We start from the raw sequence: 17540 nt of genomic DNA, 5'->3' as shown, positions 1-17540 counted from the left end.
CGGGGGTCCTCGCAGCGCCTAGGACTGGGGCCACCACTCAGGATTCCGCCGGGTTCCCTGCCGTGACCGGCGCTAAACAAGATCAGGTTCGTCTTTTCGGGTCCGGGGTTCGGAGTTCGCCGCGGTAAACCTCGAGTAGCGAGTCCAGCCGCGTCACCATGAAGTCGTAGTAGTCGGCCATGGCCCGGAGGCGGCGACGCTGCGGCTCGTCGAAGGTGCGCCCTTGTTCCACGGCGTCGTGGGCGAGGTCGCGCAGCCGTTCTGTCTGGCGGAGCTGGTGTTCGAGGCAACCCGCCCAGGCGTCCGGGCGCCACTCGTACACGAAGTGCCGGGTTCCCGATGCCTTGAAGCGGCGGACGACGCCGTTCGCGATCAGCAGCCGGGTCATCTCCGACACCGAGCCGGCGCTGGCGCCTAGCTCGTCCTGCAGTTCCTGAACGGTCATCGGCTCCGCGCTGAGCAGGAGCACGCCCGCGGTCAGGCCCGCCATGGGAGGCCAGCCCATCGTCTGGCCGATGACCGTGGCGAAGTTGTCGAGCAGGAGTTCGGCGGCTGGGGGTCGAGCGGTGTCGGACAACCGGATAACTTTCACTCGAAAATGAGAATTCAGTGTTGACTGAGAGTTGACGTTCGGCTCATAGTACCGGACACCGGTGGTCTCGCTCCAGAATCCGCCGATGATCCTCGGAGGTCCAGCATGACGAAGAGCGGTTGGGACGTGATCGTCGTCGGTGCGGGTTCCGCCGGCGCGCCGTTGGCGACGCGGCTCGCGGCGACGGGACGGCGGGTCCTGCTGCTGGAGGCGGGACCGGACTACCGCGCGGCCGAACTGCCCGAGGTGTGGCGTTCGCCGAATCCCCTTCGCGCGCTGATCGATCCGGAAGTGAGCGCCAAGCTGGTGTGGCCGGGCCTGCTCGCGACACGGACCGACAAGCAGGAACCCGCGCTGTACTGGCGTGGCCGGGGGCTGGGAGGCAGTTCCTCGATCAACGGGCAGATCGCGATCCGGCCGCCGATGGAGGACTTCGAGGACTGGGCGCGGTGGGGTTGCGAAGGGTGGTCGCCGGACGATGTCCTGCCTTTCTTCAGCCGCTCCGAGGACGACGAGCAGTTCGGTGACGCCTCGTATCACGGCAGGGGAGGCCCGACTCCGATCCACCGGATGCCCAGGGACAGGTGGGGATCGGTCGACACCGCCCTGCGGGCCGCCGCGCTCTCGGCCGGCCACGGCTGGGCCGAGGACGTCAACGCGCCGGGCGCGAGCGGAGTCTCCCCGTATCCGATCAACTCCCGCGACGGCAGGCGGGTGACCGTCAACGACGGCTATCTCGAACCCGCGCGGGAGACGGCGACGTTGACCGTTCGCGGGGACGCACTCGTCGATCGCGTCCTGGTCAGCGGCGGCCGGGCGGTCGGCGTGCGCTACCTCGCCGACGGCGGCCCGGTCGAGGAGTACGCCGATCTCGTCGTGCTCAGCGCCGGAGCGGCGCATTCCCCCGCCGTGCTCATGCGTTCCGGCATCGGCCCCGCGGGCCACCTGCGTTCACTCGGGATCGACGTCGTCGCGGACCTGCCCGTCGGCCAGGGCCTGCAGGACCACCCGATGGTGGGTGTCGCGATCCCGCTGAACGAGGAATCGGCCATCCGCACTCCGGACGATCGGCACACCAACGTCTGCGTCCGCTACACCAGTTCCGGCGCGGACGCGCGGCCCCACGACATGATGTTCGTGTCCCTCAACCAGAACGTGCTGTCCATGGAGAATGCCGACCTGCGCTTCGGCGCGGGCGCGTTCGGGGTCTGGGTCAACCAGGCGTGGTCACGAGGCTCGGTCGCCCTCGTCTCGGCGGATCCGGCGGTCCAGCCCGAGATCCGCGAGGCGATGCTGTCGGACGAACGAGATCGCGCGCGGCTCCGCGAGGGCATTCGGGCGCTCGTCGAGATGGCACGCGGCGATGAGGTGGCCGCCATCTCGGAGGGATCCGTCGACGGCCTCAACGCCACCCTGCTCTCGGTGCTCGATGACGATGCCCGGCTCGACGACCACCTGCTCGCCACCGCGGCCGACGCGCAGCACGCGACCAGCACCTGCCGGATGGGCGATCCCGCCGCTCCTTCCACCGTGGTCGATCCGCATTGCCGGGTTCTCGGGGTGGACGGGCTCCGCGTCGTCGACGCCTCGATCTTCCCGTCCGTACCGCGCGCCAACACGAACCTCACCGCGATCATGGCCGGCGAGCTCATGGCCGAGCGCCTGGATCGCGCGTGACCACGAACCGCCCGCGTCCCAAGGAGATCCACCCATGACGACGATCCTGCAGAACCACATCGGGGGCCAGTGGGTCCCTTCCGCCTCCGCTACCGCCGGTGACCTGATCAATCCGGCGACCGGAGACCTCATCGCCCGCTGGCCCGTGGGATGCGCCGACGACGTCACGCGCGCTGTCGAAGCGGCCTCTGCCGCCCAACCGGGCTGGGCGGCAGCGACGCTGGACGAACGCATCGCCTACCTCGAACGAGTGGCGGACGTCGTGGCCGAGCACGCCGAGGAGCTCGCGGAACTGCAATGCCGCGAGATGGGCAAACCGGTGGCACTCGGCCGGAACTTCATCGAGGCGGGGGTCGCCGCGCTGCGCGGCGCGTGCGCGGAAGCCCGCGCGTACCGGTTCGACGTCACGACCGAACACGACGACGGAAGCGTGACTCGCGTCCTGCGTCACCCGCTCGGCGTCACCGCGGTGATCACGCCCTGGAACTTCCCCGTCCTCAACGTCCTGATCGCCATCGGACCGCTGCTGGCCGTCGGCAACACCGTGGTCCTCAAGCCCTCCGAGCGCTGCCCGCTCTCGGTGACCAGGCTGATCGAGCTGATCACCCTGCCGGACGGTGTGCTCAATCTCGTGCACGGAGACGGCCGCGCCGGCGGCCCGCTGGCCGGCGAACCGGGTATCGGGCTCGTGCACTTCACCGGGTCGGTGGCGGCGGGCAAGAAGGTCGGCGCCGCCGCCGGGCAGGGCTTGCGCCGGGCGATCCTGGAACTGGGCGGCAAAGACCCGGTCGTCGTCGATGCCGACGTCGACCCTGTCGAGACCGCGCACGCTGTCGCCTTCGGGGCCTTCGTCAACTCCGGGCAGATCTGCACGTCGATGGAACGGATCTACGTGCACCGCGCCATCGCGGACGAGTTCATCGCCGCGCTGTGCGAAGCCACCGCCACCTACGCCACGGGTGACGGGCACGACGAGAAGACGGTCCTCGGTCCCCTCGCCGACCAGCGCCAGCGGGAGATCGTCCACCGGCACGTCACCGACGCGGTCGAGCGCGGGGCCACCCTCCTGGCAGGCGGGTCGCTCCCGCCGGGACCGGGTTCTTTCTACCCGGCGACCGTGCTCACCGACGTCGACGACTCGATGCTCGTGATGCGGGAAGAGACGTTCGGGCCGGTCGCTCCCGTCCAGGTCGTCGACTCCTGGGAAGAAGGGCTGCGGCTCGCGAGCGCGTCGTCGTTCGGGCTCGCGGCGACCGTCTACACCCGCGATCGCGACCACGCCGCGGCGGCGATGTCCATCCCGGCCGGCGTCATCTGGATCAACCGCTGGCAGGGCGGCGCGCAGGACGGGGTCTACGAGCCCGCGCGCGAAAGCGGCATGGGAGCCACCGGTGCGTACGCGGCCTTCGACGCCGCCACGCGCCCGGCGACCGGGTACGTGGCGGCGCCGTGACGAGCGCGGTCAAGAACGACATCGCGAGCCGGATCCGAGCCGCGGAGGCCGGCCTTCTCGCGCTCTCCCACCGCATCCACGCCCATCCCGAAATCGCGTTCGAGGAGACGCTCGCCAGCGCGTGGGTCGCGGCGGTGCTCGCCGACGGCGGGTTCGCCGTCGAACACGGCTGCTACGGGCTGCCCACCGCGGTCCGCGCCACGGCCGGAAGCGGGCCGTGCCACGTCGTGGTGTGCGCCGAGTACGACGCGCTCCCCGGCATGGGGCACGCGTGCGGGCACAACATCATCGCGGCCGCCGCCGTCGGGGCGGGCCTCGGTCTCGCGGCCGTCGCCGACGATCTGGGCCTGACCATCACGGTGCTGGGAACCCCGGCCGAGGAAGGCGGCGGCGGGAAGGTCCTGATGCTCGAGCGCGGCGCCTTCGACGGGGTCGACGCGGCCATGATGGTGCACCCGGCCGCCCAAGAGGCGGCGGCGTTGCGCGGATCCGCCGTCTCGGTGCTCGACGTCACCTACCGCGGCCGCGCCGCGCACGCGGGCGCACACCCCGAACTGGGCGTCAACGCCGCCGACGCGATGACGATCGCCCAGGTCGCGATCGGTCTGCTGCGCCAGCAGACCCGCGACGTCGACCGGATCCACGGCATCGTCACCGACGGCGGCTCGGCGGCGAACGTCATCCCGGACCGGAACACCGGCAACTGGATCGTCCGCTCGGACTCCCTCGCCGCCGTGACCACCCTCAAGCAGCGGGTGACGGCCTGTTTCGAGGCCGGTGCGGTGGGCTCGGGCTGCGAACTCACGATCCAGCCGAGCTGTCCCGACTATGCCGACCTCGTCCACGACCCGGCCATGGTGGCGCTCTACCAGGCCAACGCCACCGCGCTCGGCCGCCGCTTCCCCGCCCCCGGCGAGGGACAGCCGCTCCTCGGCGCGGCCACCGACATGGGCAACGTGTCCCACCGGATCCCGGCCATCCACCCGATGCTGGGCCTCGACTGCCTGCCCGCGGTCAACCACCAGCCCGAATTCGCCGCTGCCTGCGTGACGCCGGCGGCCGACCGCGCCGTCATGGACGGAGCGATCGCGCTCGCCTGGACCGCGGCCGACGTCGCCGCCCGCGCGGGCAGCGGCACCTCCGGGTCGGTCTTGGCGTGATCCGCCTGCTTCGGGAGATCAAATTTCTGCCGCTGACCTGCGGAGATACCCTTTTTTTCGGACTAAAGTGAACCGCGGTGGTGCCTCCCGGGCGGACACCTGCAAGAATACTCTCTGAGATCTGAGCATCGAATGCGCCCAGACTCACGATTGAAGAGCAGGTAAAAGTATGGCTCAGGGCAGCGTTAAGTGGTTCAACGGCGAAAAGGGCTTCGGCTTCATCGCGCAGGACGACGGCGGGCCGGACGTGTTCGTGCACTACTCGGAAATCCAGGGCAGCGGCTTCAAGTCCCTGGATGAAGGGCAGCGCGTCGAGTTCGAGATTGGCCAAGGCCAGAAGGGCCCGCAGGCCCAGCGCGTCACCGCCATCTGACGTGTCTCGACGCCGAAGGCCTCCTACCCACTGGGTAGGGGGCCTTCGGGCGTTAGAGGGCTACTTTTTGTAGTTCTTCCCGGGCGGCCTGCCGGGGATCGGTTTGCCGACGAGGGCGACCGGGATGAACAGGCTGAAGTGGCCGAGGGCCACGGTGAGCGTCCAGATGTCCTTGTCGTCGTAGAGGGAGGCCACCTTGGCGAAGAGCTCGTCCGAGACGCGCTCCCCGGCCGGGTTCGGGGTGAGGACGGCCTCCGCCAGCTCCAGAACGACCCGTTCGGCGTCGGTGAAGTAGGGGGAGTCCCGCCAGGTCGCCAGTGCGGTGATCCGCCGCTCGGTCTCGCCGGATTTGCGGAGATTGTCGGTCGCCCGGACGGCGTGGTACGTGCTGCCGACGACCTGCGCGGCGCGCAGCAGCATCAGGCCGAGGGTGGACTGCGGAACCGAACTGTCCCGGACGGCCTTGTGCAGGGCACCGGAAAGCGCCGCGAGCTCGGGGAAGAGCTCGGTGAGGTCGGGCAGTCGTGATCGGATGTCGTCCTGCTCGGTCGTCGTGGTCATGGTGACGTCTCCCTCGTTCGAATTCAGTGGTGTCACCCCTGACCGACAACGTGACCGCTCGAAAGGTGAGGCGACCTCACAGATCACCGCGCTGTCTTGTCGACCTGGTGAAGGCCGACACGACCAAGGGAGCCGGCGACATGACCGATCGATCCGAACCGGACCTGAGCGAGCGGCGTCAGCTGATCAATCTCGCGTACCGGCTCCTCGGCTCCCTGGCCGATGCCGAGGACGTCGTCCAAGAGACCTACGCGCGCTGGTACGCCCAGTCCCCGCAGCAGCGGGAAGCGATCGAGACCCCTGGTGCCTGGCTGACCACGGTCGCCGGCCGCCTCTGCCTCAACCAGCTCTCCTCCGCGCGGACCCGGCGAGAGTCCTACGTGGGCGAGTGGATCCCCGAGCCGCTGCCCGAACCGGCGGAGTGGATCAACGGGCGCAGCGCCGACCCGGCTGACCGAGTCACCCTCGACGAGTCGATCGGCATGGCCTTCCTCGTCGTACTGGACTCGATGACCCCGGCCGAGCGCGTCGCGTTCGTCCTCCACGACGTCTTCCGGTACCCGTTCGCCGAAGTCGCCGAAGTCGTCGGCCGCACCCCCGCGGCCTGCCGCCAACTGGCCTCGTCGGCCCGGCGGCGCATCCGCGAGACGCAGGCTCCCGCGACTCCGGCGGACCGGCGCGCCGGGATCGTCCGGGACTTCAAACACGCCTGGGAGGCCAAGGACATCCAAGCCCTCATCGGCCTCCTCGACCCCGACGTCACAGCGATCGCCGACGGCGGGGGCCTCGTGAGCAGCCACCTCCACCCCGTCGAGGGAGCCGAGCAGCTCGCGCGCCTGGTCGTCGACTTCACCGGCAGGACCGCCGGCATGACACTCCTGGAGCGCACGGTCAACGGCCAGCCCAGCCTCGTGGCGCAGCAGGACGGCGTCATCGTGACGGTGTACGCGTTCGAGATCGCGGACGACCGGATCACGCGGATCTGGGCGGTACGGAATCCTGAGAAGCTCCAGCGCTGGACTATCGGCGCCGCAGCTCCGATAGGTCCGTGAAGGCCTCCTTGAGGGACTCTGAGTCCCTCAAGGAGGCCTTCACGGACCGTCAAGCTCTAGCGAGCCACCAGGGGTCAGCTGAGGGCTACTGCTCGTCCGGTCTGCGGCGAGATCATCCCGGCGCACAGCCCTCGGGCGGCCAGGCCCTGGGCGATCCGCGGGATCGCGGCGACGGTGTTGGCAGGCCAGTCGTGCATGAGGATGACCTGCCCGTTGGTGAGCCGGGCGTTCGCCGCGACGATCGCGTCGGTGCTCGCGTTGTTCCAGTCCGCCGAGTCGACGTCCCAGATGATCTGGGTGAGCCCGTACTTCGCCGCGACCGAGCGCACGGTCGTGTTGGTCTCGCCGTAGGGCGGCCGGAACAGCTTCGGTGTGCCGCCGCCGGCGTTGGCGACGGCCTGCTGCGTCCGCGAGATCTCCGAATCGACCTGCGACTGGCTCAGCTGGGTCAGGTGCGGATGCGTGTAGCTGTGGTTCGCGACCCACATTCCCGCGCTGACCTGGGCCCGCACCTGCGCCGGATTCGCGGCGGCGTACTGGCCCTGGTTGAACATCGTGGCCCGCAGCCCGTTCTGCCGGAGCGCGTTGAGCAGGCGCGGGGTGTTCGAGGCGGACGGGCCGTCGTCGAAGGTGAGTCCGACGTAGCCGGAGCAGGCGGTCGTCTGCACGGGTCCGGTGGCAACGGCCAACGCGGCGACGAGTGCGGCGACGAGGAGCACGGCGTCACCCGCCCACGGTGATGTTGGAACTACCGCTGCTCTGGTATCCCTCGGTCGCCATGATCATGTAGTAGTTGAAGGAACCGAGCCGCATCCCGGCGCGCGCCCAGGCGTCGAAATGGTTTCCGGTGGTGATGGTGCCGCCGGTCTTCTTCTGCTGCCGGACGCTCCAGTACTGGTTGAACGTCTTGGTCCCTTCGACGGACGGGGCGTTGTACCTGGTCGTCTGGTAGATGTCGTACGTCCCGCCGTCGCTGGTGACGGTGCCCTTGTACGTCCCGGTCGGCCGGTAGGTTCCCCAGTTGTCGACGATGTAGTACTCCACCAGCGGATTCGACGTCCATCCGTAGAGCGTCAGGTAGGCGTTGCCGGACGGGGTGAAGCTGCCGGAGTAGTTCACGCTGCGGCGTGAGCCGTTGCTCCAGCCCTTGCCCGCGACGAAGTTGCCGGTGTTGCGCCACGAGGTCTTGTAGTTGCCGCCGGAGCTCAGCGTCATCGAGACCGTGTTCTGCGCATCGGTCCAGAACGAGTAGTAGAACCCGTTGTTGGTCCCGGTCTGGTTCGTGGTGATCACCGTGTCGGCCGTGGCCGTGCCCGGCAGGACCGCCGTCACCAGCGCGGCCGTGCAGGCGGCGCCGATGATCAGTCTGACGCGGTCGCGAATACGAACGTTCATCTGTGTTGCTCCCTCTTCGTCGAGGTCCACCGGATGAAAAAAGTGTGTGTCCCGCAAAGGAATCCGGTCAAAGACTTTCGAAGAAGTTTCGGAACCCGGGAGAGTGTGGCCAGGCTCATCCCGGCGCCCGACGATGGGCTCTGGAGCGGCCGTCACGCCTACCGATATCGTCAAGGGATGCTTGTGATCGTTCGTGAGCACCCGTGCGGCCTGGCGCGGTGAGCCGCTTCGCCCCGGAACCGGAGCAGGTCGGGCGGAAGGTGCGGTTGCGCGAGGTCGACCTCCGGGACCGCCGTGTCCTGATGGGCTTCGACCGCGACATGGCCCGCGAGGCGACGCCGCTGATCGGCGGCGGTCACCGGCACTGGGCCTCCCACCGTTCGGGGTCCGCCGGCGCGAGCGACGACATCCACTTCGGCATCGAAACCGTGCGCGGCCGGATGCTGGTCGGCTCGGTCTGCACCATCGGCGCCGACCCGCTGACCGGCCTTTTCGGCTACGGCATCGGCATCGCCCCGCGTCACCAGCGCTGCGGCTACGCCACCGACGCGATCACCGTCCTGCTGGCGCATATGTTCGAGCAGCGCGGTTTCCGTAAATGCGAGGTCACCGTCTACGGCGGCAATCTGGCGTCGCTCTCGCTGCACGGAGGCCTGGGTTTCCGCGAAGAGGGCAGGCTGCGCGACACCGAAGTGGTGCGCGGCGAGATCAAGTACCTGGTGCGGATGGGCATCACCGCGGAGGAGTTCGCCGCGCGCCGCCCGGACGTCCTGGCCGACTCGCTGGGCGGCCGGGGTCAGCACCGGCGTCCGCGCCGCGGCAAGCACTGGCGCGCGCCCGCCGCGATCAGCGGGTGATCCCGGCCTCGTAGGCGAAGACGACGGCCTGCACGCGGTCGCGGAGACCGAGTTTCGTGAGGATGCGGCCGACATGCGTCTTCACCGTCCCCGGCGACAGGTACAGCAGTTCGGCGATCTCGGCGTTGGACCGGCCACGGGCCAGGTGCTGGAGCACTTCGCGTTCGCGGCCGGTGAGCAGGTCGAGTTTGCCGTCGGACGGCGGCGAGGGCAGGCCGGTGACGACGCGGTCGAGCAGACGGCGGGTGACGGTGGGGGCCAAGGACGCTTCGCCGGCGGCGACGACGCGGACCGCGGAGAGCAGGTCCGGTGCCAGCGCGTCCTTGAGCAGGAAGCCACTCGCCCCCGCCCGCAGCGCGGCGTAGACGTACTCGTCCAGATCGAAAGTGGTCAGCACCAGGACTCGTGCGCGGTGCGCGGCCGAGATCGCCGCGGTGGCCTGGACGCCGTCCATCCCGGGCATCCGGATGTCCATCAGCACGACGTCGGGATCGGTGCCCGCCACCAGGTCGACGGCCTCCGCGCCATCGCCCGCTTCGCCGACGACCTCGATGTCGGGCGCGTTCTCCAGGATCATCCGCAGACCGGTGCGCACCAGCGCCTGGTCGTCGGTGATGACCACCCGGATCGTCATGACGGCAGGGTCGCGCGGACAGCGAAGCCGCCTTCCGGGCGCGGCCCCGCGTCGAAGGTGCCGCCCAGAACGCTCACTCGTTCCCGCATCCCTTCGAGGCCGTGCCCGGTGCCGGAGGGTGGTTCCGTCGCGTTGCCATCGTCGGTCACCTCGATCTCCAGTGTTTCGGGTTCGTACCGCATCACGATAGTCACCGACGCCCGCTGTCCGGCGTGTTTCAGCACGTTCGTCAGGGATTCCTGCACGATGCGGTACGTCGCGAGGTCCACTGTGGACGAAAGCGGCCGCGGTTCGCCTTCGACCAGGAACTCGACCGGTGTGCCCGCGGCCCGGATGTCGGTTGCCAGCCGCGGCAGGCGTTCGGCGCCCGGTTGCGGCTCCCAGTCCGGCGCGTCCTGGCCGAGCGCGCCGAGCAGCAGCCGGATCTCGCTCAACGCGGTCCGCCCGGTCTCGACGATCGCCCCGAGCGCCTCGCGTGACCGTTCGGGCCGCCGGTCCAGTTCCGCCTGCGCGCCTTGGGCCTGCAGTACGACCACCGAAAGCGCGTGCGCGACGACGTCGTGGAGTTCGCGGCTGATCCGCCCGCGTTCGGCGGCCACGGCCAGCGCGGCGTGGGTGTCCCGCTCGCGTTCGAGGTCGGCGGCCCGCTGTTCGAGCACGGCCAGCCGGATCCCGCGCTGCCGCGTGTTGAGCCCGGCCAGCCAGGCCACCGCGAGCGACAACCCGATGCCCGCGAACCCGCCCCAGTCCTGGACCAGGCCGTCGTCCACCTCGGCGACCGGGCGCAGGGGATCGATGATGATGATCCGCGGCGGGAACGGGGCGGGCGAACGCGAGTTGGCTTCGGAGGCGTAGAACGACCAAGCTCCCGCGACGAGGAGCCCGGCCGCCAGCAGCCCCGAGGAAAGCCGTCGTGACCCCCAGGCCGCGACGGAGAACAGGCCGACCAACGCCACGACGTCGACCGGCTGAAGGTCGCTCCCCATGACCAGATGCAGCAGGGAAACGACGGAGCCGGTGGCGAAGGTGAGCATGGGATTGCGGTGGCGCACCAGAAGGGAGGCCAAGGCCACCAAGGAGGTCAGCCACCAGGTGAACTCTTCGTCGTCGTGGGCGGAGACCACAGTGGACAGTCCGATGAGTACGGTCAGCCCGATGTCCACGGCCTTCGGGTGACTCCTGAGCAGGGCCAGCACCGGTCGAGCGTAGCCCGGGAACAGCCGCCGCGGATCCGCCTCGAGACAGACATCGGGGTACGACCTGCGACAGACGAACCGGGACCGTCGACGTGCTCTCCGGCCGATGCGCGATTACGACGCCACGTTCCAGGCTGGGCGGTGGAAATCCTCGACAGAAAAGGAAACCCCATGAGAAGGCTTCTCATAGCGGGCCTCGTCGTCGCCGTCATGGCCACCGTCGTGAGCCCGGCCGCGGCGGCTCAGCGGCTGACGTTGCCGCCGCCGACCGGATCGCTTCCCGTCGGCTCCACCGACCTGCACCTGGTCGACGACTCGCGCCGGGATCCCTGGGTGCCGACCGGACCTCGCGAGCTGATGGTGTCGATGTTCTACCCGGCGCTGCTGCCGATGGGCCCGAAGCGGCCGTACCTCACTTTGGCCGAGGCCAAAGCCTTCCTGACCGAATCCGGGGTCCCCGACGTCGACCCCGCGCGGCTCGCCGAGATCCGGACCAGCGCCCGGGTCGATGCCCCGCCGCGGCCCGGAAAGCACGCGCTGGTCGTCCTGTCGCCCGGTTTCGGCAAACCGCGCGCCACTCTCACCGGGCTGGCCGAAGAGCTGGCGAGCAAGGGATTCGTGGTCGCGCTGATCGGCCACAACTACGAATCCCACGGCACCGCCTTCCCGGACGGGCGCGTCACCGAATGCGCCGCCTGCGGGTCCGAGTCGACCCTGCTCCCGCCGGTCCGCGCCGCGGACGTCTCCTTCACCCTTGACAGGCTGACCAGGCCCTCTTCGCCGTGGTCCTGGCTGATCGACCGGACGAGGATCGGGATGGCCGGGCATTCCATCGGTGGCTACAGCACCCCGGCGGCGATGGTGAACGACCAGCGGATCCGCGCCGGGGTGGACATGGACGGCAGGCTCTGGTCGCCGATCCCCGCCTCGGGCATCGACCGGCCGTTCCTCTTCCTCGGCCGTGAGAGCGAGTACACCCCGGCCGGCCCGGACACGACCTGGGCGGGCAGCTGGCCGAACCTCACCGGCTGGAAGCGCTGGATCAGCGTCGCGGCGGCCGGGCACGCGTCCTTCACCGATGTCGGCGTGCTCGGCGAGCAGCTCGGCCTGACACCCCCCGGCGTACTCGGTGGCCTGCGCGGGATGGAGCTGACCAGGTCTTACGTGTCCGCGTTCTTCGACAAGAACCTGCGCGGCACGGCTCAGCCGCTGCTCGACGGACCGGTGGCGGGCAACCCCGAAATCAAGTTCTGGAACTGACAGCGGAAGCTCTTTGGCGTTAGCCGTCACGTTCCGCGCGGCGGCTTCGTCCCACTGTCATGACAACGCAGCTGGCCAGGTTCACCGCCCAGAAGACGATCCTGCTGAAGACGTTCAAGCGCGACGGAACGCCCATCGGGACGCCGGTCAACATCGCCGTCGAAGGGGATCATGCCTTCATCCGCACTTACGACGCCGCCTGGAAGGCCAAGCGGATGCGGAACAATCCGCAGGTCGAGATCGCTCCTTCGACGTTCCGCGGCGCCCCGACCGGCGAGCCCGTGCGCGGGCACGTGCGCCTGCTCGACGGCGACGAGGCGCGCCACGCGGCCGCGATGCTCGCCGGGAAACACCGGCTCCTGCACGGCTTCCTCGTTCCGCTCACGCACCGGATCAAGAAGTACAAGACGCTTCACTACGAACTCAGGCTCGACGCCTAGTCTGTCCATAATGGACAGACAGTGCCACCCGTTCGGTGCAACGTTTCGCCTGGCGATCGGCGGAGGCGCGCCCTAGAGTCTTGCGCCTGTGACCTGCGAGGTGAGGCGATGAGGTCCTTCGGCGCGGTGGATCCGGTCAAGATGGCGCTCGCCGGGCTCACCACGATGGCCCTCGGGATGGCGGCGGCGCTCAACGCCGACGCCCTGCCGGTGATCGGCGGCGGAACCACCTACTCGGCCGAATTCTCCGACGCGGGCGGCCTGCGTGCGGACAACGACGTGCGGGTCGCCGGGGTTAAGGTCGGCAAGGTCTCCGAGATCGATCTCGACGGCGATCGCGTGGTCGTCTCGTTCCGGGTCAAGGACGCGTGGCTCGGTGACGCCACGAGCGCGTCCATCCGGATCAAGAACGTGCTGGGGCAGAAGTACCTCGCGCTCGACCCGCAGGGCGACGCCGTCCTCGACCCCGGCGCGCCGATCCCGCTCCAGCGGACCACCGCGCCGTACGACGTCCTGGAAGCGTTCCGGGATCTGTCCAAGACCGTCGACGACATCGACGTCGACCAGCTGGCCAAGAGTTTCGACACGATTTCAGCCACTTTCGCCGAAACGCCCACGGACGTCCGGGCCGCGCTCGACGGTCTTTCGAAGCTCTCCGGCACCATCGCCTCCCGTGACCGGCAGCTCCGGACACTGGTGGCCAACACGCGGCAGGTGTCCCAGACGCTCGTCGACCGCGACGCCGAGGTCCAGCGGCTGGTCGAGGACGGCAACGCGCTGCTTCTCGCGATCTCCACCCGCCAGCAGGCGATCAAGAACCTGCTCGACGGCTCGAAACGGCTGGCGACCGCCCTCGACGGCATCATCGCCGACAACGACGGGCAGCTCGGGCCCGTGCTGGAACAACTCGACCAGCTGACGTCGATGCTCCAGCGCAACCAGGACTCGCTGGCCAAGGGCATCGCCGCGTTCGCCCCGGCGATCCGGGTGCTCACCAACGTGGCCGGCAACGGGCGCTGGATCGACGGCTACCTGTGCGGGCTCGTCCTGCCGTCGGTCGGGCCGCTCAACGAAAAGGGCTGCTTCGACAAGTGACCCGCTGATACGCCCCGCAAGGGCACGCATTCAGAGGACTAAACGCGGGGCTTCGTCCGCCGCAGCCAGTACAGCCCGACCATCGGCAGGATCAGCGGGATGAAGAGGTAGCCCTGCCCGTACAGCGACCACACGGTCGCGTGCGGGAAGGCTTCGCTGTCGAAGAGGCTGAACGTGCCGATGGTCAGCACGCCGACCAGTTCGATGCCGCAGGCGGCCAGCGCGATCCGCCACCAGCCCGCGCCGCGGCGGGCCAGCGCGACGGTGGCCAGGACGTAGACGATGGCCGCGAGCGCCGACAGGACGTAGGCCAGCGGGGCCTCGTGGAATTTGGTGCTGATCTGGACGGCCGCTCGTGACGTGGCCGCCAAGGCGAAAATCGCGTACACGGCCACCAGGACGCGTCCCGGGCCGGAGGCCTTGTCCTGGGTCACGGTGGCTTCCTCGGTTTCCTCAGGCACTGGCGCCGCCCCAGACCTCGTGCAGGCGCAGCACCATCACCGGGATGGCGAGGCAGGCGATCCCGAGGATCGCGGTGCTGGATCGGGTGCGCTCGGCCAGCGCCCAGAACGTGCCGATGGGGAGCACGACCAGGCAGCCGATCAGATAGGCGAGGTAGGTCGCCATGCTGCCCGGGCGGCCGCCGCCGATCAGCAGCACGACCCCGATCACCGCCTGGGCGAGCAGGAGGAGTTCGACGACGGCGAGGCCGGCGAGCAAGGGGGTGTCCGGCAGTTTCTTGCGCGCGGACTGCACGAAACTCCACGCCGCGACCAGCGTCGCGCAAATCGCGACGGTCATCGCGAACCCTGTGATCACTCCCGCACTCCTTAGTACTCCGCCGGCGACAACGTACCTCCGTCCGGGAGGGCCGCCGCGGGCGACCGCCGGGGGCGATCGGAGCGCGCGATGGTCCAGACCGGCGGGTGAATAGATCACGAAGCGCGCATGGTTGGCGAGCCGCCAATTCGGTCGCATATTATTGCCCGCGACCTTTCGACCAGGGATTACGGCGCAAGTACGATTCTGTTACACACCGACCGGGTGGTTGAAAAGCGAGTTGATCTCACGCTGGGTGCGCCTACTATTCGGTAAGTTTCGAATTCACGTCCCTGAACAGCCCAGCTGAACCCCCGGTATGGCGGATTGGCCCTGAGGGGTCCGACAGGTGGAATATTCCACATCGCGATGGTGCACTTGGCCCATCCGATTGGTGCCAAGGAGGGGGCGCTCGATGGACGTCCGGTACGAAGCGTATTGCTTCGCCGATCCGCTGTTCTTCGATGAACAACGTGAAACCGGGGACGCCGCCGACGATTACGCCGCCTTGTTGCCGGCTCCGGAGGCCGGATGGCGTTCCGGAGTGCGCGGAGTGTGGCGGATGCTGCACCCTGTTGCTCGAAATCTTCCCTTGCAAGGCTGGAAAATCCACGTGTCCGCAGGTCTGGGCAACGCCGAGGGCGTGCTCGTGAAGGTGCACGAGCATTGTGTCGAGCACAATCTGTCGTTCAAGCATCTTCGCTCCCGTGGCACCCTGCTGGCCAGGAATTCCAAATATGCGCCTCGCGACGGTAGTGGTAAGTTACTCACTCTTTATCCGGCTGACAACAACGAGCTCGAACGCGTTCTCACCGAGTTGTCCGCGAAGCTCGACGGCGAACCCGGTGCGTATATTCTCAGCGATCTGAGGTACGGTGCCGGACCGCTCTATGTCCGCTACGGCGGATTTGCCGAGCAGTGGGTCGAACTCGACGGCAAGCGCGTCCTCGCGGTCCGCAAGCCGGACGGCACGCTGGTCCCGGATAAGCGTGAACCCACCTTCTCCGTGCCCGACTGGGTGACGATTCCGGAGTTCCTCGCGCCTCATCTCGCCGCTCGCAAGGGTGGCGACCCGGCGATGTTCCCCTACCGGGTGAAGAGTTCGCTGCACTTCTCGAACGGCGGCGGCGTGTACCTCGCCGACCGGAACGCCGACGACGAGCAGGTGGTCCTCAAGGAGGCCAGGCCGTACGCCGGCCTCGACCGCGACCTGATCGACGCCGTCGAGCGGCTCCGCCGGGAGCACGAGGTGCTCGACAGGCTGAAGGGTGTCGACGGCATCCCCGTCGCTTATGACCGGTTCACCGTCTGGGAGCACCACTTCCTGGCGATGGAGTTCATGCCCGGCATCTCGCTCGGCAGCTGGCTCGCCCGCAACTATCCGCTCACCCGGCGGGACTGCTCCGATGCCGATATCGCCGCCTACACCAGCCGTGCGCTGGCGCTGGTCGAGCGCGTGGAGCGGATGGTCGCGGAGGTGCACGACCGCCGGATCGTCTTCGGCGATCTGCACTCGATGAACATCCTGGTCGACGGGGACGACGACGCGGTCTCGCTGATCGACTTCGAGATGGCGGCCGACGTCGACAGCGGCGACAGGCCGGCGCTCGGCGCACCGGGTTTCCGTGCCCCGCGTGACCGGAACGGCTTCGAGGTCGACGAGTACGCGCTCGCCGTGCTGAAGCTGTGGGTCTTCCTGCCGCTCACCACGCTGCTCGAACTCGCCCCGGCGAAGCTGCGGGGGCTGGCGGACTTCGTCCAGTGGCGCTTCGACGTCCCGGAGGGCTTCGCCGACTCGATCGTCGCCGAGCTGGAGCCCCGGAACACCCCGCCACTCGACACCCCGCCGCTGATCACCGTGACCGAACTCGACCAGGACAAGCCGGACTGGGCGCTGGTCCGCAAGCAGATCACCGAGGCGATCCTCGCCAGCGCGACCCCGGAGCGCACCGACCGGCTCTTCCCCGGCGACATCGAGCAGTTCCGCGTCGGCGGAGCGTGCTTCGGCTACGGCGCCGCCGGCGTGCTGCACGCGCTGCACGTGACCGGCGGGGAGCGGTACCCCGATCACGAACGCTGGCTGCTGGATTCGATCCGCCGCGAACCGCCGGGACGGCCGGGGTTCTACGACGGTACCTACGGGATCGCCTACGTCCTGGAGGAGTTCGGCCATCGCGAAGAGGCGACGAAGCTGCTGGCGTCGTCGGCGACGCTGGTCGAGCAGACCACCGACCACGGCCTCGAAGGCGGGTTGTCCGGGATCGGCCTGACTCAGCTGCACTTCGCGGTGAAGCGCAAGGACAACGAGTTCGGCAGGCAGGCGCTCGCCACCGCCGTTCGGCTCGCCGAAGCGCTCGAGATCGCGGACCCGCCCGGTGACTTCGCCAGGGCCGGGCTGCTCAACGGCTGGTCCGGACCCGCGCTGCTGTTCGTCCGGCTCTTCGAGCGCACTCGTGAGCAGGGCTGGCTGTCCTTCGCCGACCAGGCGCTGGAGCGGGAGATCGAGGAGTGCGCCGAGTCCGACGACGGTTCGCTGCAGGTCCGCGATGGTGAGACGAGGACGTTGCCCTACGCGGGCGTCGGCAGCGCCGGGATCCTCATGGTCGCCGAGGAACTGGCGAAGCACCGTCCGGACGCGCAGGCGCTGAAGAGCTTGTCCGGTCTGCGCGAATCGTGCCGTGGCGAGTTCGTCATCCACCCCGGCCTGCTCTTCGGCCGGTGCGGGCTGATGACCGCGCTCGCGATGGGCTCCGAACCGGACCAGCGTGTCCGCGACACCGTAGACCTGCACCTTTCCCGGCTTGCCTGGTACGCGGTGCCGTACAAGGGCGGCCTGGCGTTCCCCGGCAACCAGCTGCTGCGGCTGTCGATGGACGTCGTCACCGGCGGCGCGGGCGTCTTGCTCGCTCTCGCCGCAACCCTGGACGGGAAGGCCGCGTTGCCTTTCCTGTCCTCCCGAACTGCCGGCCACTGATG

The 17540-nt window shown here is 69.0% G+C and carries 18 protein-coding genes; 10 read left to right on the top strand and 8 right to left on the bottom strand.

Annotation, left to right across the window (positions count from 1 at the left end):
* Positions 1 to 82 precede the first annotated feature (82 nt).
* Complete coding sequence (locus ACLJRL_RS15815) at positions 83 to 577, bottom strand: GbsR/MarR family transcriptional regulator (RefSeq protein WP_410656879.1); 495 nt, start codon at positions 575 to 577, stop codon at positions 83 to 85.
* Between the two features lie 120 nt (positions 578 to 697).
* Between ACLJRL_RS15815 and ACLJRL_RS15810 the strand changes: the two genes are divergently transcribed.
* The 4 genes from ACLJRL_RS15810 to ACLJRL_RS15795 all read left to right on the top strand — a co-directional run bounded on the left by ACLJRL_RS15810 (position 698) and on the right by ACLJRL_RS15795 (position 5255).
* Positions 698 to 2269, top strand: a complete 1572-nt coding sequence (locus ACLJRL_RS15810; protein WP_410656878.1) for a GMC family oxidoreductase — start codon at positions 698 to 700, stop codon at positions 2267 to 2269.
* A gap of 34 nt (positions 2270 to 2303) precedes the next feature.
* Positions 2304 to 3722 carry an aldehyde dehydrogenase family protein gene (locus ACLJRL_RS15805; RefSeq protein ID WP_410656877.1) on the top strand — a complete coding sequence of 473 codons (1419 nt, stop codon included), beginning with the start codon at positions 2304 to 2306 and terminating at the stop codon, positions 3720 to 3722.
* Positions 3719 to 4882 (top strand): amidohydrolase, encoded by a 1164-nt coding sequence (locus ACLJRL_RS15800; protein ID WP_410656876.1) that lies wholly within the window; start codon positions 3719 to 3721, stop codon positions 4880 to 4882. Before ACLJRL_RS15805 ends, ACLJRL_RS15800 begins: the two co-directional genes overlap by 4 nt.
* Before the next feature lie 169 nt (positions 4883 to 5051).
* Entirely contained in the window at positions 5052 to 5255 is a 204-nt protein-coding gene (locus ACLJRL_RS15795) for a cold-shock protein (RefSeq protein WP_410656875.1), read from the top strand.
* A gap of 60 nt (positions 5256 to 5315) precedes the next feature.
* Here the strand turns inward: ACLJRL_RS15795 and ACLJRL_RS15790 are convergent, their stop codons facing one another.
* Positions 5316 to 5816 carry a carboxymuconolactone decarboxylase family protein gene (locus ACLJRL_RS15790; RefSeq protein ID WP_410656874.1) on the bottom strand — a complete coding sequence of 167 codons (501 nt, stop codon included), beginning with the start codon at positions 5814 to 5816 and terminating at the stop codon, positions 5316 to 5318.
* A 140-nt stretch (positions 5817 to 5956) separates the two neighbouring features.
* Here ACLJRL_RS15790 and sigJ point away from each other — a divergent pair, with 140 nt between their 5' ends.
* Positions 5957 to 6868 (top strand): RNA polymerase sigma factor SigJ, encoded by a 912-nt coding sequence (gene sigJ, locus ACLJRL_RS15785; protein WP_410656873.1) that lies wholly within the window; start codon positions 5957 to 5959, stop codon positions 6866 to 6868.
* Between the two features lie 74 nt (positions 6869 to 6942).
* Here sigJ and ACLJRL_RS15780 read toward each other — a convergent pair whose 3' ends face one another.
* Together ACLJRL_RS15780 and ACLJRL_RS15775 are read right to left on the bottom strand one after the other, a co-directional pair.
* Positions 6943 to 7587 (bottom strand): polysaccharide deacetylase family protein, encoded by a 645-nt coding sequence (locus ACLJRL_RS15780; RefSeq protein ID WP_410656872.1) that lies wholly within the window; start codon positions 7585 to 7587, stop codon positions 6943 to 6945.
* Positions 7588 to 7591: 4 nt separating this feature from the next.
* Entirely contained in the window at positions 7592 to 8263 is a 672-nt protein-coding gene (locus tag ACLJRL_RS15775; protein WP_410656871.1) for a glycoside hydrolase family 11 protein, read from the bottom strand.
* 203 nt (positions 8264 to 8466) lie between these two features.
* Between ACLJRL_RS15775 and ACLJRL_RS15770 the strand changes: the two genes are divergently transcribed.
* On the top strand, positions 8467 to 9120 hold the full coding sequence (locus ACLJRL_RS15770; RefSeq protein WP_410656870.1) for a GNAT family N-acetyltransferase: 654 nt from the start codon (positions 8467 to 8469) through the stop codon (positions 9118 to 9120).
* Here ACLJRL_RS15770 and ACLJRL_RS15765 read toward each other — a convergent pair.
* Together ACLJRL_RS15765 and ACLJRL_RS15760 are read right to left on the bottom strand one after the other, a co-directional pair.
* Complete coding sequence (locus ACLJRL_RS15765) at positions 9110 to 9754, bottom strand: response regulator (RefSeq protein WP_410656869.1); 645 nt, start codon at positions 9752 to 9754, stop codon at positions 9110 to 9112. The genes ACLJRL_RS15770 and ACLJRL_RS15765 overlap by 11 nt on opposite strands.
* Positions 9751 to 10950: a sensor histidine kinase gene (locus ACLJRL_RS15760; RefSeq protein WP_410656868.1), complete on the bottom strand. Its 1200-nt coding sequence runs from the start codon at positions 10948 to 10950 to the stop codon at positions 9751 to 9753. Before ACLJRL_RS15760 ends, ACLJRL_RS15765 begins: the two co-directional genes overlap by 4 nt.
* Positions 10951 to 11121: 171 nt before the next feature.
* Here ACLJRL_RS15760 and ACLJRL_RS15755 point away from each other — a divergent pair, with 171 nt between their 5' ends.
* The 3 genes from ACLJRL_RS15755 to ACLJRL_RS15745 all read left to right on the top strand — a co-directional run bounded on the left by ACLJRL_RS15755 (position 11122) and on the right by ACLJRL_RS15745 (position 13745).
* Complete coding sequence (locus ACLJRL_RS15755; protein ID WP_410656867.1) at positions 11122 to 12210, top strand: alpha/beta hydrolase family protein; 1089 nt, start codon at positions 11122 to 11124, stop codon at positions 12208 to 12210.
* Positions 12211 to 12269: 59 nt separating this feature from the next.
* Positions 12270 to 12650: a PPOX class F420-dependent oxidoreductase gene (locus tag ACLJRL_RS15750; RefSeq protein WP_410656866.1), complete on the top strand. Its 381-nt coding sequence runs from the start codon at positions 12270 to 12272 to the stop codon at positions 12648 to 12650.
* A gap of 108 nt (positions 12651 to 12758) precedes the next feature.
* A complete protein-coding gene (locus tag ACLJRL_RS15745; protein WP_410656865.1) occupies positions 12759 to 13745 on the top strand; it encodes an MCE family protein in 987 nt (328 codons plus the stop codon).
* A gap of 38 nt (positions 13746 to 13783) precedes the next feature.
* On the opposite strand, the gene ACLJRL_RS15740 is transcribed toward ACLJRL_RS15745, so the two are convergent.
* Together ACLJRL_RS15740 and ACLJRL_RS15735 are read right to left on the bottom strand one after the other, a co-directional pair.
* A complete protein-coding gene (locus ACLJRL_RS15740) occupies positions 13784 to 14206 on the bottom strand; it encodes a hypothetical protein (protein ID WP_410656864.1) in 423 nt (140 codons plus the stop codon).
* A complete protein-coding gene (locus ACLJRL_RS15735; RefSeq protein ID WP_410656863.1) occupies positions 14199 to 14564 on the bottom strand; it encodes a hypothetical protein in 366 nt (121 codons plus the stop codon). Before ACLJRL_RS15735 ends, ACLJRL_RS15740 begins: the two co-directional genes overlap by 8 nt.
* Before the next feature lie 415 nt (positions 14565 to 14979).
* Between ACLJRL_RS15735 and lanKC the strand changes: the two genes are divergently transcribed.
* Positions 14980 to 17538: a class III lanthionine synthetase LanKC gene (gene lanKC, locus ACLJRL_RS15730; protein WP_410656862.1), complete on the top strand. Its 2559-nt coding sequence runs from the start codon at positions 14980 to 14982 to the stop codon at positions 17536 to 17538.
* Positions 17539 to 17540: the final 2 nt, after the last annotated feature.

This window comes from Amycolatopsis sp. lyj-112 (assembly GCF_046549055.1).
Taxonomy (GTDB): Bacteria; Actinomycetota; Actinomycetes; order Mycobacteriales; family Pseudonocardiaceae; genus Amycolatopsis.
Note: the sequence above shows the minus strand (reverse complement) of the source record. Positions and strands in the feature narration are given on the sequence as shown.

Coding starts and splice junctions, on each gene's coding strand:
- ACLJRL_RS15765 (WP_410656869.1), bottom strand. CDS start 9,754: ATGACGATCCGGGTGGTCATCACCGACGACCAGGCGCTGGTGCGCACC.
- ACLJRL_RS15795 (WP_410656875.1), top strand. CDS start 5,052: ATGGCTCAGGGCAGCGTTAAGTGGTTCAACGGCGAAAAGGGCTTCGGC.
- ACLJRL_RS15810 (WP_410656878.1), top strand. CDS start 698: ATGACGAAGAGCGGTTGGGACGTGATCGTCGTCGGTGCGGGTTCCGCC.
- lanKC (WP_410656862.1), top strand. CDS start 14,980: ATGGACGTCCGGTACGAAGCGTATTGCTTCGCCGATCCGCTGTTCTTC.
- sigJ (WP_410656873.1), top strand. CDS start 5,957: ATGACCGATCGATCCGAACCGGACCTGAGCGAGCGGCGTCAGCTGATC.
- ACLJRL_RS15755 (WP_410656867.1), top strand. CDS start 11,122: ATGAGAAGGCTTCTCATAGCGGGCCTCGTCGTCGCCGTCATGGCCACC.
- ACLJRL_RS15750 (WP_410656866.1), top strand. CDS start 12,270: ATGACAACGCAGCTGGCCAGGTTCACCGCCCAGAAGACGATCCTGCTG.
- ACLJRL_RS15745 (WP_410656865.1), top strand. CDS start 12,759: ATGAGGTCCTTCGGCGCGGTGGATCCGGTCAAGATGGCGCTCGCCGGG.
- ACLJRL_RS15805 (WP_410656877.1), top strand. CDS start 2,304: ATGACGACGATCCTGCAGAACCACATCGGGGGCCAGTGGGTCCCTTCC.
- ACLJRL_RS15775 (WP_410656871.1), bottom strand. CDS start 8,263: ATGAACGTTCGTATTCGCGACCGCGTCAGACTGATCATCGGCGCCGCC.
- ACLJRL_RS15790 (WP_410656874.1), bottom strand. CDS start 5,816: ATGACCACGACGACCGAGCAGGACGACATCCGATCACGACTGCCCGAC.